This is a genomic window from uncultured Pseudoalteromonas sp. (genome assembly GCF_963922945.1).
GTDB lineage: Bacteria > Pseudomonadota > Gammaproteobacteria > Enterobacterales > Alteromonadaceae > Pseudoalteromonas.
Genome location: NZ_CAWUKC010000004.1, coordinates 16,454 through 32,452 on the forward strand (window position 1 = coordinate 16,454; position 15,999 = coordinate 32,452).

The window sequence follows — 15,999 nt, forward strand, 5'->3', positions numbered from 1 at the left end:
AAATACAAAATTAATAAAATAGCAATAATAAGCCTTTAAGCTGTTTTTGAAGGTCTTAATATAAATTAATAACTAAATGGAATAACAAAGCAGATTCTATTCTTTTTTTATCACTGCATAGCCCGCTATCCTGCACACTAATAAAACCTCAAGCAGAGTTACTCTGGGTGAGGTAAAACTCATTTTGAACAGCACTTAATGTTGGCTGTCAGTAATTTTCAGGGTTATGGGGAACAAATTCATGTTGTTAGGTCAACTTAACGCAGCGGCAAGCCCGCTATCGCAAGAGCAAGTACAAAAGCTGCAAGGCTTAGTGGCAGAACTTAATCCAATTCAGCAAGCGTGGGTAAGTGGTTACTTAGCTGCAAATGCAAACGCGTCAGCTCTTGGTGGACAAGCTCCCACTGCGGCTGCAAGCGATGCTGCGCCACTAACTATTTTGTATGGTTCGCAAACCGGTAATGCAAAAGGTGTGGCAACTAAGCTTAAAGAACAAGCTGAATCGCGCGGTTTAGCTGTAAAACTTGTGAGCATGGCTGACTACAAACCTACAGCACTGAAAAAAGAAAAGTTTTTAACCGTTGTTGTCTCTACCTATGGTGAGGGTGAACCCCCTGAAGATGCTGAAACACTGTATGAATTTTTAACCACCAAAAAAGCGCCTAAGCTCGATGGCGTTAAAGTAGCAGTATTAGGCTTAGGCGACTCTAGTTATGAGTTTTTCTGTCAAACAGCAAAAGACTTTGAAGAGCGTTTAAACAAGCTTGGCGCAGAAACCATTTTCCAGCGTGCCGACCTAGACGTTGATTACGATGATGAAGCAGCTACATGGATCGCCGGTGCGCTTGATGCATTTGAACCTGATTTAAAAGCCCAGCAAGATGCTGCGGGCGGTCAAGTTGTATCCATGCCATTTGGCGCGCCAACAGCTGCAGCAAGCCAATACACTAAGCAAAACCCATTTGCGGCGGAGCTTGTTACCGTACAAAAAATTACAGGGCGCGATTCTACAAAAGATGTACGCCATGTTGAGATTTCGCTTGAAGGCTCAGACATCACCTACTTACCGGGTGATTCACTAGGCGTGTACTTTTTAAATGATGAAGTGCGCGTAGATGAGTTACTAACACACACACAAATCGATGCTAGTACACAGGTTAAAGTGGGCGATGAGTCTGTGACTGTTCGCGATGCATTAATTGAAAAATTAGAGCTTACTCAGTCATACCCAGGCTTTGTAGAAAAATATGCAGTTGCAACGGGTACGCCAGAGCTACTTAAGCTTGTAGAAGATAAAGCAGCTATGCGTGAGTACATTGAACCTCGTCAAATCTTTGATGTAGTGGCACAAAATCCTGCAAAAATAGAGGCACAAACTTTAGTAGATTGCTTACGTAAACTACAAGCGCGCTTATACTCAATCGCTTCAAGCCAAAGCGAGGTTGAAGAAGAGGTGCACTTAACGGTAGGGTTAGTTGAGTTTGACGCCTTTGGCAGCGAACATTTAGGTGGCTGCTCTGGTTATTTAGCACGCCGTGCCGAAGAAGGGTGTAAAGTTAAAGTATTCAGTGAGCACAACGATAACTTCCGTTTACCTAGCGATGATAATACCCCCATTATTATGGTTGGCCCAGGTACCGGTATTGCGCCATTCCGTGCATTTTTACAAGAGCGTGATTCGCGAGAAGCACAAGGCAAAAATTGGCTGTTTTTCGGTAACCCACACTTTACACAAGACTTCTTGTACCAAGTAGAAATTCAAGGTTATTTAAAATCAGGCCTATTAAGCAAAGTGGACGTTGCATTTAGCCGTGACCAAGCCGAAAAAGTATACGTACAAGACAAACTACGCAAAAACTCAAAAGAAATTTTTGAGTGGCTAGAAGCCGGTGCGCATTTTTATGTATGTGGTGATGCAAACCGCATGGCAAAAGATGTACACAATGCTTTAGTTGATATCATCAGCGAAAACACTGGTAAGAGCTTTGAGGACGCCGAGCAATATTTAAAAGACTTACGTAGCGCTAACCGCTATCAGAAAGACGTGTATTAATCACGTTTCTTATTTTATTAACAGCTAGCAGCCGTCACTGTAACAAATTTAGGATTTAAAATGAGCGAACAAGATAAAAACGTAAAACTTTCTGATAACGAACGTTTGAAAAGAGAAAGTAACTTTTTACGTGGCACCATAGAGCAAGACTTAAAAGATGAAATTACCGGTGGTTTTACGGCCGATAACTTCCAACTTATACGTTTTCACGGTATGTACCAGCAAGATGACCGCGATATACGCCCAGAGCGTGCCAAGCAAAAGCTAGAGCCGCTGCACAATGTAATGCTACGTGCACGTATGCCTGGCGGTATTATCAAGCCAGAGCAATGGCTAGCAATAGATAAATTTGCCGATGAAAAAACAAGCTACGGCAGTATTCGTTTAACAACACGTCAAACGTTTCAATTTCATGGTGTATTAAAGCCAAATATTAAAGGCATGCACCAAATGCTTAATAGCGTTGGTATTGACTCTATTGCCACCGCAGGCGATGTAAACCGTAACGTACTATGTACAACTAACCCTGTTGAGTCAGAGCTGCACCAAGAAGCGTACGAGTGGGCTGCAAAAATTTCTGAGCATTTACTGCCAAAAACAAAGGCGTACGCTGAGATTTGGTTAAATGGCGAAAAGGCAGAAACCACGCAAGAGCCAATTTTAGGCTCTACTTACTTACCGCGTAAGTTTAAAACCACGGTCACTATTCCGCCTAACAACGAAGTTGATGTGCACGCAAATGACTTAAACTTTGTGGCTATTGCTGAAGATGGCAAGCTTGTTGGCTTTAACGTACTTGTAGGTGGTGGCCTTGCTATGACCCACGGTGATACAGCAACGTATCCGCGTAAAGCTGATGATTTTGGCTTTATACCACTTGAGCACACATTGAAAATTGCTGAGCACGTTGTATCAGTGCAGCGCGATTGGGGTAACCGCTCTAACCGTAAAAATGCAAAAACTAAATACACATTAGACCGTGTTGGCTCTGACGTATTTAAAGCCGAAGTAGAAAAACGTGCCGGGGTAAGCTTTGCGCCAAGTCGCCCTTATGAGTTTACTCACCGTGGCGACCGTATCGGTTGGGTAGAAGGCATTGATGGCAAGCACCACTTAACGCTATTTATACAAAGTGGTCGTATTTTAGACTACCCAGATAAGCCATTAAAAACGGGTTGTCGTAAAATCGCAGAGGTGCACCAAGGTGATATGCGCATGACGGCTAACCAAAACTTAATTATTGCCGGCGTACCTGCCGATCAAAAAGCGGTTATTGAAGAGATTGCCCGCAACCACGGCCTAATTGATGACAAAGACACTGAGCAACGTAAAAACTCGATGGCGTGTGTAGCACTGCCAACGTGTCCGCTTGCTATGGCTGAGGCTGAGCGTTACTTACCAAGCTTAATTGAAAAAACCGAAGCACTACTTGCTAAGCATGGCATACCTGATGACAGCATTATTATGCGTGTTGTGGGTTGTCCTAACGGTTGTGGCCGCGCAATGCTTGCAGAAGCTGGTTTAGTCGGTAAAGGCCCTGGTAAATACAACGTTTACCTAGGCGGTAATTTAGAAGGTACACGTATTCCTAAACTGTACCTAGAAAACGTAGGTGAAGATGTTTACCTAGACGCGTTTGATAAGCTAATTGGCCAGTGGGCAAGTGAGCGAAACGACGGTGAATGTTTTGGTGACTTTGTAATTCGCAAAGGCATCGTTGCTGAAGTAAAAGTTTCAGTAACCGATTTTCACGCTTAATTAAATACCCACGCTAAGCGTGGGTGAGGTTTAAAATTGACCATGAGTGAATTTAAAAACATATTACAGCTTGATAAGCAAAGCCAAGCGGCATTACTTGCAGATGCAAACGGCATACTTGCACCTATGAGTGCAGAGCAGCGTGTTGCATGGGCACTAGAGAACTTACCGGATACCGCTTTTTTATCATCGAGCTTTGGTATTCAAGCGGCGGTAATGCTGCATTTAGTAACATCTCAGCGTCCTGATATTCCTGTGGTATTAACCGATACGGGTTATTTATTTCCAGAAACGTATCAGTTTATTGAGCAAATGACAGCGCGCTTATCACTTAACTTGCAGGTGTATAAAGCTGAGCTAAGCCCCGCATGGCAAGAAGCTAAATACGGTAAATTATGGGAACAAGGCGAGGACGGTATTAAGCAATATAATCAGCTTAATAAAGTTGAGCCAATGACCCGCGCATTAAAAGAAATTGGTGCTGGTACTTGGTTTAGTGGCCTACGTCGCGATCAATCATCGAGCCGCGCAGACAAACAGTTTATTGAAATAAGCCGAGGTACGGTAAAAGTGTATCCGATTATTGAATGGACAAACCGTGATGTATATCAATACCTTACCAAGCATGATTTACCTTACCACCCATTATGGGAGCAAGGTTATGTGTCGATGGGCGATGTACATACTACACGTAAACTTGAGCCAGGTATGAGCGAAGAAGAAACGCGCTTTTTCGGTTTAAACCGAGAATGCGGGCTGCATATTGACGGCGATGGTATTTAAAAAGCGAATGCTAAACAATGTTTTAAACGCAACTTAGGTTGCGTTTTTTATTGCAAATAAATTGCCTGATTCAGTATTTTTTATTAGACTTGTTTTTAAAGGATTCATTTTTAAGCAGGAACGCTATGAAATACTTCAGCTATTTAGCAATATCAGTCATGATTATTGCTGTTATCTCCTTGTTTTATCTTAAAAGACCAGATGGTCAAACGTGGCTCTCTAGTGCATCAATCAGTGCCGGATCACAAAACATTAAAGAAAAAATGGTCGCGTTATCTACTGATACGCTTAATCAGGCTGTGCAAGGTGTAAAGCAAGCGGGCGATAAGATTGCGCAGAGTGTAGACCGTGATGCAGCAACCATTAAACCAGGTAGCAAAATTTATAAGTGGCAAGATAAAAATGGTCAATGGCATTTTTCAGATACGCCCAGTGCTGACGGTAAAAGTATTGAAGTAAAACTTGATGCCCGTGATGTAACCGTGGTAGCCGCCGAAGACACTTCAATTTTAAGTAGCAGTGCTAGCACCTCAAAAAAGAGTATACAGCCACCTACACCGACTGTTTACAACGCTGAATCTATCCAAAAGCTGTTTGAAGATGCCGAAAAGGCAAAGCAGAAATTAGAGCAGCGCAGTAAAGAGCTGCAAAGTATAGGTGGGTACTAAATTTTATTGTCCATAAAAAAGCCTAGCAATTGCTAGGCTTTTTAGTTTTAAATGTTTGATTAATCAAGCATATTACGTAAAACGTATTGCAAGATACCGCCGTGTTTGTAGTAATCCCACTCTTTAGGGGTATCTATACGTACATCAGCACTAAAGCTAACTTTTTTACCTTCAGCGTTGGTGGCAATGATGCTTACTTCATTGGTTTTGTCATACAAACCTTCAATATCAAATTGCTCTTGGCCAGTTAAACCTAGTGATTCATGGCTTTCACTTTCTTTAAACTGTAGGGGTAATACACCCATACCAATGAGGTTAGAGCGGTGAATACGCTCATAACTTTGTGCAACAACAGCTTTTACACCTAGTAAAAGCGAGCCTTTAGCCGCCCAGTCGCGCGATGAACCAGTACCGTATTCTTTACCCGCTAACACAATGAGTGGTATATTACTCTTTTCATACTCCATTGCCGCATCATAAATACTAGCGAGCTTGTCATCAGGTTGAGTGCGCGTAACACCGCCTTCTGTACCTGGTGCGAGTAAGTTTTTAAGCCTAACGTTCGCAAATGTGCCTCGCATCATTACCTCATGGTTACCGCGACGTGAGCCGTATGAGTTAAATTGCGCTTTTTCGACGCCTTTATCCTGTAAGTAAATACCGGCTGGCGCGTCGGCTTTAATAGCCCCAGCAGGAGAAATATGGTCAGTAGTTACCGAATCCCCAAGTTTAGCTAAACAACGTGCGCCTTCAATTGTAGGAACACCCGGTGGTTCAACGCTCATACCATCAAAAAATGGTGCTTTTTTAATGTAGGTTGACTCATCGTCCCAATCGTAAAGCTTACCATCAGGAATTTGAATTTTTTGCCAACGGCTGTCGCCTTCGTATACGTTGGCATAGCTTTTTTCGAACATTTCTTTGGTTACCGTTTTTTGTACTAGTTCATTGACTTCGCTCACGCTTGGCCAAATATTTTTTAGGTAAATATCGTTACCATTTTCATCTTGCGCTAGCGGCTCGTTGTAAACATCTATATCTGTACGTCCTGCAATGGCATATGCAACCACAAGTGGAGGCGAGGCTAAAAAGTTCATTTTAACGTCTTGGTGTATGCGCCCTTCAAAATTACGGTTGCCCGATAAAATAGAGCTAACTACTAGTTTATGTTTTTGAATGGCTTCGCTAATTTCATCTGCTAAAGGCCCTGAATTACCTATACAGGTTGTACAGCCATAACCAACTAAATTAAATCCTAAGCTCTCTAAATCATCCATCAAATCTGCTTTTTCTAGGTAGTCGGTGACCACTTGCGAACCCGGTGCAAGTGAGGTTTTAACCCACGGTTTAACATTAATACCAAGTTGTTTGGCTTTTTTAGCGACTAAACCTGCAGCTAAAATAACACTCGGATTAGAGGTATTTGTACAGCTTGTAATAGCGGCAATAACACAGGCGCCATCATTGAGCTCAAATTCTTGGCCTTTAAACTTCACTTTAGCTGCGCCCATAAACTGCGCTTCGTCTACCGGTTCATCTGGGTTGGTGGTTGGGCCTTCACTTTCAATGCGTGCTTGCTCAATATCGCTTTTATCACGGCGCGCCATACGCTCATCTTGGAAACCTTTTAGGTGCTGGCCTATCACGTCACCCGCTTTATCAAGGGTAATTCTATCTTGTGGACGTTTAGGGCCTGCAAGGCTAGGTACCACGTCGTCTAATTTAAGCTCAAGGGTGTCTGTGTAGTGCGCTTCGTCGCCTTCATGGCGCCATAAGCCTTGGTGTTTTGCATAGTCTTCAATTAATTTAAGCTGGTCTTCATCACGGTTTGTTAATCGCAGGTAGTTAATGGTTTCATCATCAATTGGGAAAATACCGCAGGTTGCACCGTACTCTGGCGCCATGTTGGCAATGGTGGCTCTATCGGCTAGCGGTAAATCAGCTAGGCCATCACCATAAAATTCAACAAACTTACCTACTACCCCGTGATTACGTAGCATTTCAGTTACGGTAAGCACTAAATCGGTAGCAGTGGTGCCCTCGGGTAGGCGGCCATTAAGTTTAAAGCCGACTACTTGAGGAATAAGTAAACTAATGGGTTGTCCAAGCATAGCGGCTTCTGCTTCAATGCCACCAACACCCCAGCCTAGCACGCCTAGACCATTGATCATGGTGGTATGCGAATCGGTCCCTACCAGGGTGTCTGGGTAAGCAATAGATTTTCCGTTTTTAGAGTCATTAAAGACAACGCGCGCTAAAAATTCTAAATTTACTTGGTGCACAATGCCTGTAGCAGGTGGCACTACTTTTAAATTATCGAAAGCGGTTTGCCCCCAGCGTAAAAATTCGTAACGTTCTTTATTTCGCTCGTACTCAAGCTTGGCATTTAAATCAAATGCACCGTCGTCACCGTAGCCATCTACTTGTACTGAGTGGTCAATGACAAGTTCAGCAGGAGAAAGCGGATTTATTTTTGCAGGATCGCCACCTAGCTTTTCCATTGCGTCACGCATAGCCGCTAAATCAACAATAGCAGGCACACCTGTAAAGTCTTGCATTACAACTCGTGCCGGTGTGAAGGCTACCTCAGCCGAGGGTTTTGCTTTAGGATCCCAATCAAGAAGGGCTTGAATGTCTTGCTCTTTAATATTTACGCCATCTTCATTACGTAGCAAGTTTTCTAATAATACTTTAAGAGAAAAGGGCAATCGCTTTGCTTTATCGCCTAATCCTTTAAGTGAGTGAATATGGTATTGCTCGCCATTAATCGTTAATTGTTGTTGGGTGTCGAAACTATTCATTTTTTGCCCCTTTGATAGTTAGGATTTTTTCCTTGAAAAAATAACGTGTTTATTATCACTGCGGTGCAAAGTGCGTACCAGTGCTAATTAATATGACTAACCAAGCTAAAATGCAGGTTTTGTAATGTGTAATATTTAGACATTTTTAAGTATAGAAGTGCTACCTAAAGTTGTCTTTTTAAGTAGCAAAATGAAGGGGGTAAAAAAGGGTAGGGTTAGCTTAACCAACCATGTTGTTTGCTTTTTATACTTAAATATAAAAGTAAAAACGCAACAACAATCACTAAAATAGGCATAAACACAGCGCTTACCCCCAGTAATTTAATGCTATTTATAACAATGAAATTATAAAACTGCTGAATAAAAATCGCGAGCAACGAAAGGGCTAGTGTAGGAATTGCAAGCGTATTTTTAGCAAGTAACAATATGCAACCCAAGGTGCCACCAAGCACCGCTACTGCAAATGCCATGGTCGACCACAAAGGTACGTTTGAGTAGGCAGCTTGTTGATCTAGCGGAAGTTTACTTATCATTTCGGGGGTCATCATAAGGTGCATTATAAATGCAAATACACCTAATAAATTCCAGATAAGCGCGGCCCACAGAGCCGGTTTAAACCAATTGGGTGTGGCTGAGGTTGTCATATTATTACCTTGTTTTTATTGTATTTTATGAGGTAATTAAAGAGCATAAAGGCTCACTGTTCAAGCAAGCCTATTCATATAACAAAAATGCTAAAAGCGCTAATAGCTAGCCAAATGAGATAGGGCGGCGTCCAGTATTTTCATCAACCTTTGGTTTTTTAGTGCGTTTTCTTTTATTTTTTGCAGGCTTTTGAGTTGATTTATTAGGTGCTTTTTCTGGTTGTGGTTGGGTTGTTACCGCTGGGCGTTCAACAGGGATTGCATCTTCACTTAAAGTAAGCTGAAACATTTCGCCATCAAATTCAAGTACATCGCCACTGTATAATTTTTTCCGTTTTATTGTACATATTTCATGGTTAACGCCAACATAACCTCCAGCGATAAGGTTTTTAGCTTGGCCGCCACCTTCTACTAAATCGAGTACTTTTAGTAATTTACAAAGCTCTATAGGCTCTTCTTCAAGTTCAATTTCTATATATTCTTCTGACATGTTTTTCTCTGTAGGTGGCGTATAGGCATTAAGTATAAAGGCTTGCCATGATTTTTGCACCTAGCAAGCAGTTCCTTAGCAGATAAACACGCGCCAGTTACGCAACGCATCGCTAGCTTTAAAAAAACTGCAGTATTTAGTGGGTATGATTTAGCAAAAATTTGGTCTGCTATTTGCTATTGCTTTGGCAACTAAAAACTCGTACCTAAAACATGGTAGTTATTTCACCGCTTTAATTGTTTAGGCCTGCATATAATTGGAGCAGTAAATGGGCATAAGATTAGCAATGAAAAAAGAGCTAATGGGCTTAGATAATTCAGATATGCTGACAGCAGATGATGTAAGAGCTCACTTAGCTAACTCGGTAAAAACACAAAAAGAGCAAGATGAACGCGGCTTTTCGGTTATTTCTAAGTTTAACGATACGCACAGTCGACTAATTAGTGGCGAACCACTTAAAAAATCAAAGTTGGAGTTTGAGCGCCATCGTTTATTTAATGAAGTTTTATATACGCGACAAAGCGTTGATGCATGGCTAGATAGCCAAACACGTTAAATTGCTATCAATGGTTACTTCTACTAGACTACATTTGTAATCATTAGGAGTAACTATGAAAAATGGCATTTTAATCTGTATGTGGGCACTTTTATTAACTGCGTGCCAACAACCAACGGTTTATGTTTTTAGCGAAAACTTGCAAGAGGAGCAGCGCAAACAGTTAGATGCCGCACTAAGTGCACAACCGCTTCCTTATGAATATGTTGAGCTTGCGATCCCATCGGATTTTGGTGAAGCCACATTGCTTTTATCGAGCGATAAAATCTACCAAAAAGAGACAGAGCAACTAGCTACTATTATGCAGGGGCTAGGTTACGAGCCACAGGTTAACTATACAACGCGATCAAATCATTTTTATGGTGATGGCAATATAGGCTTTTATTTAAAAAATGCAGATAGCAATAGCCAATTTGATATGCCTAAGCAGCTAAGAACTACCCAATGCAGCGACGATAAATACAATGATTTAGTGGTCAAATTTGTAAATGAGCATGTTGATTTTAGGCTACCCAGTGGTGCAGTGGTAAGACTGAAGTGGGAGTATTTATATGGTTATGTTGTTATTTATTATAAATCCTATTCGCAAACATACAGCCACTCACAGCCATTGGTAAATACACCCTTTGGGGCTAAACCATCCGATACTTACACATTTACGGCACACGTAAATAATCCCGGTTGGCTTGATTGCTCATTGCAAGTCGTTTATATGGACTGAGTGATAGAGCTAACCGTGTGTTTCTATGTGCTCACTAAGCTTGGCAATGCGCAGGCTCATACCTTCTATGATTTTATCCTTAATTTTTTCGCGTATTACGTTAGGTAAGCGAGTCAGTGCTTCTGGTGTAATAGCAAGCACGATGGTATCGGTTCTAGCACGAGCGCTGGTACTACGCTCGCGGTTATTAATAAATGCGCCTTCGCCAATAAACTCACCGGGTTCTATGGTGCCAAGCTCAAGTAAGTGATTATGCTTAAAAACAAGTAGCGCACCGCTTAATACAATATAAAGGCGCTTGTCGTTATCGTATTGTTTAAATAAAAATTGATGCTGGTTTACTAAATAAAGCAACCCAAACGATTCTAACAATACTTGGCGTTCAGCTAGGGTGAAATCTTTAAAAAAATGCAGTCTATTCACTATTTCCAATTGTTTAAATAATGGAATGTGTTCTATTAATTTCATCCTAAAGCCAACAAGTAGTAATTTAACACTAGCTAATATTGCGCTCTTTTAGTTTGCGGGTCAACGTGTTGCGCCCCCAGCCAATTTTTATTGCTGCATCTTGTTTATGGCCAGAACAATTAGCCAATGCTGTTTTTATTAAGCGTGTTTCAAGCTGGGCTTGTATATCGGGCCAAATATTTTCTTTTCCCTGCTTGAGCTCTTGATTAAGCCATTGCTGAAACGCATCGAGCCAGTCACCTTCTTGCTGAACAGGCGCCGCATCAATGATCTCAGGTGGGAGATCTTGTTCGCTAACCAACTCTCCGGGCGCCATAACGGTTAACCAGCGGCAAGTGTTTTCAAGCTGACGCACATTACCTGGCCAGTTAAATAACCTAAGCTGTTCGGTGGCCTTAGGGCTGAGCACTTTACTTTCTACCTGTAGGTCTTTTGCACTTTTATGCAAAAAGTGCTGCGCTAAGCGTTCAATGTCTTCGGTACGTTCGCGTAGAGCCGGTAAACGAAGACGCACAACGTTTAAGCGATGAAATAAATCATCCCTAAATTTGCCCTGTTTTACTAAATCCTCTAAATTTTGGTGGGTTGCAGCAATAATCCGTACATCAACCTTGATACTTTGATGCCCACCTACGCGGTAAAATTCACCATCGGCAAGTACGCGTAACAAACGTGTTTGTACATCTAATGGCATATCACCAATTTCATCTAAAAACAGCGTGCCGCCATTAGCTTGCTCAAAACGGCCTTTACGTACGCTATCAGCGCCGGTAAATGCTCCTTTTTCGTGACCGAATAGCTCAGACTCCACTAACTCTTTTGGAATGGCGGCCATGTTTAACGCAATAAACTGGTTTTCTTTACGTGGGCTGTGATTATGTAAAGCGCTGGCTACAAGCTCTTTACCGGTACCCGACTCACCATTAATGAGTACGCTCATACTAGAGGCTGATAGTTTCCCTATGGCTCTAAAAACCTCCTGCATAGCAGGGGCTTCACCAATAATGTGGGCGCTTTTTGGTGGGGTTTGCTTACGCTTAGTTTTTTTAGTGGAATTAGCTCTACAGGCACTTTCTATTAATGCAACGGCTTCATTTAAGTCAAATGGTTTGGCTAAATACTCAAACGCGCCTTTTTGAAATGCGTTAACTGCAGAGTCTAAGTCTGAATGGGCTGTCATTATGATCACTGGCAGTCCAGGGTTTTGCTCTGCTATGAGCTCAAGTAACGCCATCCCGTCCATGCCAGGCATTCTCACATCAGAGACCAATACCGTTGGCTGGCTAAATTTTAGTGCGCTTAATACATCTTGTGCATTTGCAAAGCTTTCGGCTTCGAACCCTGCGCGTGTGAGTGCTTTTTCTAATACAAAACGAATTGATGCGTCATCATCTACAAGCCAAACTGTTTTCATGGCAACTCCAAAACATTAATCTGCAAAAGGCAGATAGATATTAAATTCAGTATGGCCAGGCCAGCTATCGCAGTCTATGTAACCATCGTGCTGATCTATGAGCGTTTGTGCAATCGAAAGTCCTAAGCCTGAGCCACCTTCTTTGTTAGTGATCATCGGGTAAAACAATGTTTCGCGAACGCTTGGGTCTATGCCTGGTCCATTATCAGAAACCTGAATCAACAAGGCTTTTTTAGGGGCTTTTCCGGGGCGTCTATACTGATGGTTTATTCGGGTTTTAATTTTTATTTCACCGCCTTCAACCAACGCCTGCTGAGCATTGCGTACAATATTAAGTACCACTTGCTGAACTTTGCCTTGGTCAATAAACACATCAGGAATACTTGGGTCGTAATCTTTTACTAAGCGAATATTTTTACAATTATCTAAAGTGCTTAATTTAACTACTGACTCAAGTGTTTGGTGAATATTGCCATATGATTTTTGCGGAAGCTGATTTGGCCCAAGCAGCCTATCAACTAATTCGCGTAACCGGTCCGCTTGCTCGATTATGAGCTCTGCGCATTCATCCCTTTCTTGTTGATCAACCTCATATTGCAATAACTGCGCCGCTCCGCGTATTCCCCCTAAAGGATTTTTAATTTCGTGTGCAAGACCTCTAATTAAGTTACGCGCAGCTTGGTATTGATGCATTTGGTTTGATGCTTTGTCGTGCTTTATTTCTTCATCCGTTTTACGACATTCTAATAAAATATATCGTTCGTTTTTAAACTTAACTTGGCGTGAAGTAACCGCTATTTTGGCATGGCGAGAATCGATGAAAACCACGTCAGCTCTGTGCTGGCTGCAATCTATACCATCAATTAGTGAGTACTGCGCTATGCGTTCTAAATCGACAGAGTGATAATTAAATAAATTATTAAAAGGTTGTCCGATGATACGTTTTTTGCCTAAACCTAACAGCTCACTGGTGCTGGTATTGGCATAAACAAGGGTAAAACTTTTATCAAGTAACATCACAGATGTTGCTTGATTTTGCCATATGGCGCTTAGTAATTCGGGGCTAAAATTTTGTTCGTTTGACATCTTTGCACCACTTTAGTGCGTTAATATTTGCAGGCAGGTTTATCAGTTAATACTGCTGCGCTATTCTTTATTACTACATATATGTATTTAGTTCACGGTTTTTCTTTGCATCACAAAAGTACTAGGTTTACTGATAGCAATGGCTTGATTTTGTTTATTATAAAGTTTGAGGTACAGAGTATGCACGCCGCTTTCTACATCCCTAATAGCAAATGTAGATAAATCGCTGGTGGTGCCATAAGGTGCGCCATTTAAAAATAGCTGTATCGTAAAGCCTGCCTCAAAGCGCGGCGTTATTCGGCTTGTTACATAGACTGAGCCGGTGTTCTCTTGAATTGTTTGGTTGTGAATAGGTGACGATATCATTATCTGAAAGCGATTAAGTTGCGTAGGTTGTGCAGAGTTCGGGGTGTGCTTATTGGCATCTGAAAGGGAAATACTCTGATTGCTCAAGTTTATTTCGTGCGCACCGTTTCGTGGTGTATCAGAGAACACTAAAACACCATTTCTGTCTTTCCAAGCATAAATTTTCTTTTCGCCTGCATAACTATAAATGCTTAATCCTAAAGCAAAAAATAGTAATAATATCCTGTAAATCACATTGCTACCCTGCATATTTTGTAATTACATAACTTTAGTGGAGATAACCTAAATTTACCATAAAAAAAAGCCCGCTAAGCGGGCTTGAGAACACACATTTATTATCTTATCGATAATTTACTCTACAGCGTATTAAACGCTGTAGTACATTTCAAACTCAACTGGGTGAGTTGTCATGTTAAGCTTTTCAACTTCTTGAGATTTAAGTGCAATGTAAGCATCGATTAAATCATCAGTGAACACGCCACCTTGCGTTAAGAATTCACGGTCAGCACTTAGTGCTTCTAGCGCTTCGTCTAGTGAAGAGGCAACTTGTGGAATTTCTGCCGCTTCTTCTGCTGGTAAGTCGTATAAATCCTTATCCATAGCATCGCCAGGGTGGATCTTGTTTTTAATACCATCAAGGCCAGCCATAAGCATTGCAGAGAAAGCAAGGTATGGGTTAGCAGTTGGATCTGGGAAGCGTACTTCGATACGACGTGCTTTTTCAGATGGTACAACTGGAATACGGATTGATGCAGAGCGGTTACGTGCAGAGTATGCAAGCATTACCGGCGCCTCAAAGCCTGGTACTAAACGTTTGTATGAGTTAGTTGAAGCATTTGCAAATGCGTTGATTGCTTTTGCGTGCTTAATAATACCGCCAATGTAGTAAAGAGCATCTTCAGAAAGACCGCCGTACTTGTCGCCTGCAAAAAGGTTAACGCCGTCTTTTGCTAACGATTGGTGACAGTGCATACCTGAACCATTATCGCCTACAACAGGCTTAGGCATGAAGGTAGCTGTTTTTCCATAAAGGTGAGCCATGTTATGGATAACATATTTCATCTCTTGGATTTCATCCGCTTTTAATACCATTGTATTGAAGCGAGTTGCGATTTCGTTTTGACCCGCTGTAGCAACTTCGTGGTGATGTGCTTCTACTACTTGGCCTAGTTCTTCAAGTACTAGACACGTCGCTGAGCGCCAATCTTGTGAAGAGTCAACAGGTGAACAGGGAAAGTAGCCGCCTTTAACACCAGGACGATGACCCGTGTTGCCACCTTCGTAGTCTTTATCTGAGTTCCATGCTGCTTCAACAGCATCAATTTTGTACATAGAACCTGACATATCTGATTTGTATTTAACGTCATCAAATAAGAAAAACTCTGGCTCAGGGCCAAATAAAACGGTATCTGCAATACCAGTCGATCTCATGTACTCTTCAGCGCGCTTTGCAACTGAACGAGGGTCACGCTCGTAACCTTGTAGTGTAGATGGCTCTACAACGTCACAACGCACAATCAGTGTCGCTTCTTCTGTGAATGGGTCTAATTTTACAGAATCAGCTACTGGCATAAGTACCATGTCTGATTCGTTAATGCCTTTCCAACCTGCAATTGAAGAACCGTCAAACATTTTGCCGTCTTCAAAAAAATCTTCATCTACTTGGTGATGAGGAATAGAAACATGTTGCTCTTTACCCTTGGTATCTGTGAAGCGTAAATCAATGAACTTAACGTCATTTTCTTTGATAAAATCTAAAACCGATTGTGACATGTGTCCTCCAACTGTTGGGTTTTATTATTGCTGCATTAAATGCTTTGGCTACTAGTAAGCCGATTTTATGCCATTATTCTAAGTTTATGTTTATTAATGTAAAAAATATATTCGCACAGAAATGGACACAGCCTTTGCACCTTGTTGGTGCGTAAAATATCCATAATGGTGCATAATTTTCACACCTGTTCTGCTCGTATTTTAATCGTCTGATTCAGCTTAACTTATATAGTAAATAGTGCCAAAGCATTCATCAAATTGGCTAAAAATTACTGTTTTAAAGAATTTTACAAAATTTATTTCATATAATTGTCATATAAAAAACAGATACTTAGTAAAAGTATTAAGAAAGTTTTTAAAATTGTATTGGATAAACTTTCATCCATGTCATTAATGAGGGATAATATGCGCCCTTTTA

14 protein-coding genes are annotated in these 15,999 nt (G+C 41.4%); 6 read left to right on the forward strand and 8 right to left on the reverse strand.

What is annotated here, in order from left to right; genetic code table 11:
* The first annotated feature begins 241 nt into the window (after window positions 1-241).
* From AABI99_RS01545 to AABI99_RS01560, 4 genes are all read left to right on the forward strand, one after another.
* Window positions 242-2,053, forward strand: a complete 1,812-nt coding sequence (locus AABI99_RS01545; RefSeq protein ID WP_338362872.1) for an assimilatory sulfite reductase (NADPH) flavoprotein subunit — start codon at window positions 242-244, stop codon at window positions 2,051-2,053.
* Between the two features lie 60 nt (window positions 2,054-2,113).
* A complete protein-coding gene (gene cysI / locus AABI99_RS01550) occupies window positions 2,114-3,811 on the forward strand; it encodes an assimilatory sulfite reductase (NADPH) hemoprotein subunit (protein WP_338362874.1) in 1,698 nt (565 codons plus the stop codon).
* A 42-nt stretch (window positions 3,812-3,853) separates the two neighbouring features.
* Complete coding sequence (locus AABI99_RS01555; RefSeq protein WP_338362876.1) at window positions 3,854-4,594, forward strand: phosphoadenylyl-sulfate reductase; 741 nt, start codon at window positions 3,854-3,856, stop codon at window positions 4,592-4,594.
* 125 nt (window positions 4,595-4,719) lie between these two features.
* Window positions 4,720-5,262, forward strand: a complete 543-nt coding sequence (locus AABI99_RS01560; protein WP_338362877.1) for a DUF4124 domain-containing protein — start codon at window positions 4,720-4,722, stop codon at window positions 5,260-5,262.
* Window positions 5,263-5,321: 59 nt separating this feature from the next.
* Here the strand turns inward: AABI99_RS01560 and acnA are convergent, their stop codons facing one another.
* The 3 genes from acnA to AABI99_RS01575 form a co-directional block, all read right to left on the reverse strand.
* Complete coding sequence (gene acnA / locus AABI99_RS01565; protein WP_338362878.1) at window positions 5,322-8,063, reverse strand: aconitate hydratase AcnA; 2,742 nt, start codon at window positions 8,061-8,063, stop codon at window positions 5,322-5,324.
* Window positions 8,064-8,278: 215 nt separating this feature from the next.
* Window positions 8,279-8,707, reverse strand: coding sequence for a hypothetical protein (locus AABI99_RS01570; RefSeq protein ID WP_338362880.1), 429 nt, complete (start codon window positions 8,705-8,707; stop codon window positions 8,279-8,281).
* Between the two features lie 106 nt (window positions 8,708-8,813).
* Entirely contained in the window at window positions 8,814-9,197 is a 384-nt protein-coding gene (locus AABI99_RS01575; protein ID WP_338362962.1) for an RNA-binding S4 domain-containing protein, read from the reverse strand.
* Between the two features lie 268 nt (window positions 9,198-9,465).
* Between AABI99_RS01575 and AABI99_RS01580 the strand changes: the two genes are divergently transcribed.
* Together AABI99_RS01580 and AABI99_RS01585 are read left to right on the forward strand one after the other, a co-directional pair.
* Window positions 9,466-9,753, forward strand: a complete 288-nt coding sequence (locus AABI99_RS01580) for a hypothetical protein (protein WP_338362881.1) — start codon at window positions 9,466-9,468, stop codon at window positions 9,751-9,753.
* Window positions 9,754-9,808: 55 nt separating this feature from the next.
* On the forward strand, window positions 9,809-10,474 hold the full coding sequence (locus AABI99_RS01585) for a hypothetical protein (protein ID WP_338362883.1): 666 nt from the start codon (window positions 9,809-9,811) through the stop codon (window positions 10,472-10,474).
* A gap of 9 nt (window positions 10,475-10,483) precedes the next feature.
* On the opposite strand, the gene AABI99_RS01590 is transcribed toward AABI99_RS01585, so the two are convergent.
* The 5 genes from AABI99_RS01590 to glnA all read right to left on the reverse strand — a co-directional run bounded on the left by AABI99_RS01590 (window position 10,484) and on the right by glnA (window position 15,581).
* Window positions 10,484-10,942, reverse strand: coding sequence for a cyclic nucleotide-binding domain-containing protein (locus AABI99_RS01590; RefSeq protein ID WP_338362885.1), 459 nt, complete (start codon window positions 10,940-10,942; stop codon window positions 10,484-10,486).
* Between the two features lie 28 nt (window positions 10,943-10,970).
* On the reverse strand, window positions 10,971-12,356 hold the full coding sequence (gene ntrC, locus AABI99_RS01595) for a nitrogen regulation protein NR(I) (RefSeq protein WP_338362886.1): 1,386 nt from the start codon (window positions 12,354-12,356) through the stop codon (window positions 10,971-10,973).
* A gap of 15 nt (window positions 12,357-12,371) precedes the next feature.
* Window positions 12,372-13,442 carry a nitrogen regulation protein NR(II) gene (gene glnL / locus AABI99_RS01600; protein WP_338362887.1) on the reverse strand — a complete coding sequence of 357 codons (1,071 nt, stop codon included), beginning with the start codon at window positions 13,440-13,442 and terminating at the stop codon, window positions 12,372-12,374.
* Window positions 13,443-13,529: 87 nt separating this feature from the next.
* Window positions 13,530-14,042 (reverse strand): DUF4124 domain-containing protein, encoded by a 513-nt coding sequence (locus tag AABI99_RS01605; protein ID WP_338362889.1) that lies wholly within the window; start codon window positions 14,040-14,042, stop codon window positions 13,530-13,532.
* A gap of 132 nt (window positions 14,043-14,174) precedes the next feature.
* Window positions 14,175-15,581, reverse strand: coding sequence for a glutamate--ammonia ligase (gene glnA, locus AABI99_RS01610; protein ID WP_338362891.1), 1,407 nt, complete (start codon window positions 15,579-15,581; stop codon window positions 14,175-14,177).
* Between the last annotated feature and the right edge of the window lie 418 nt (window positions 15,582-15,999).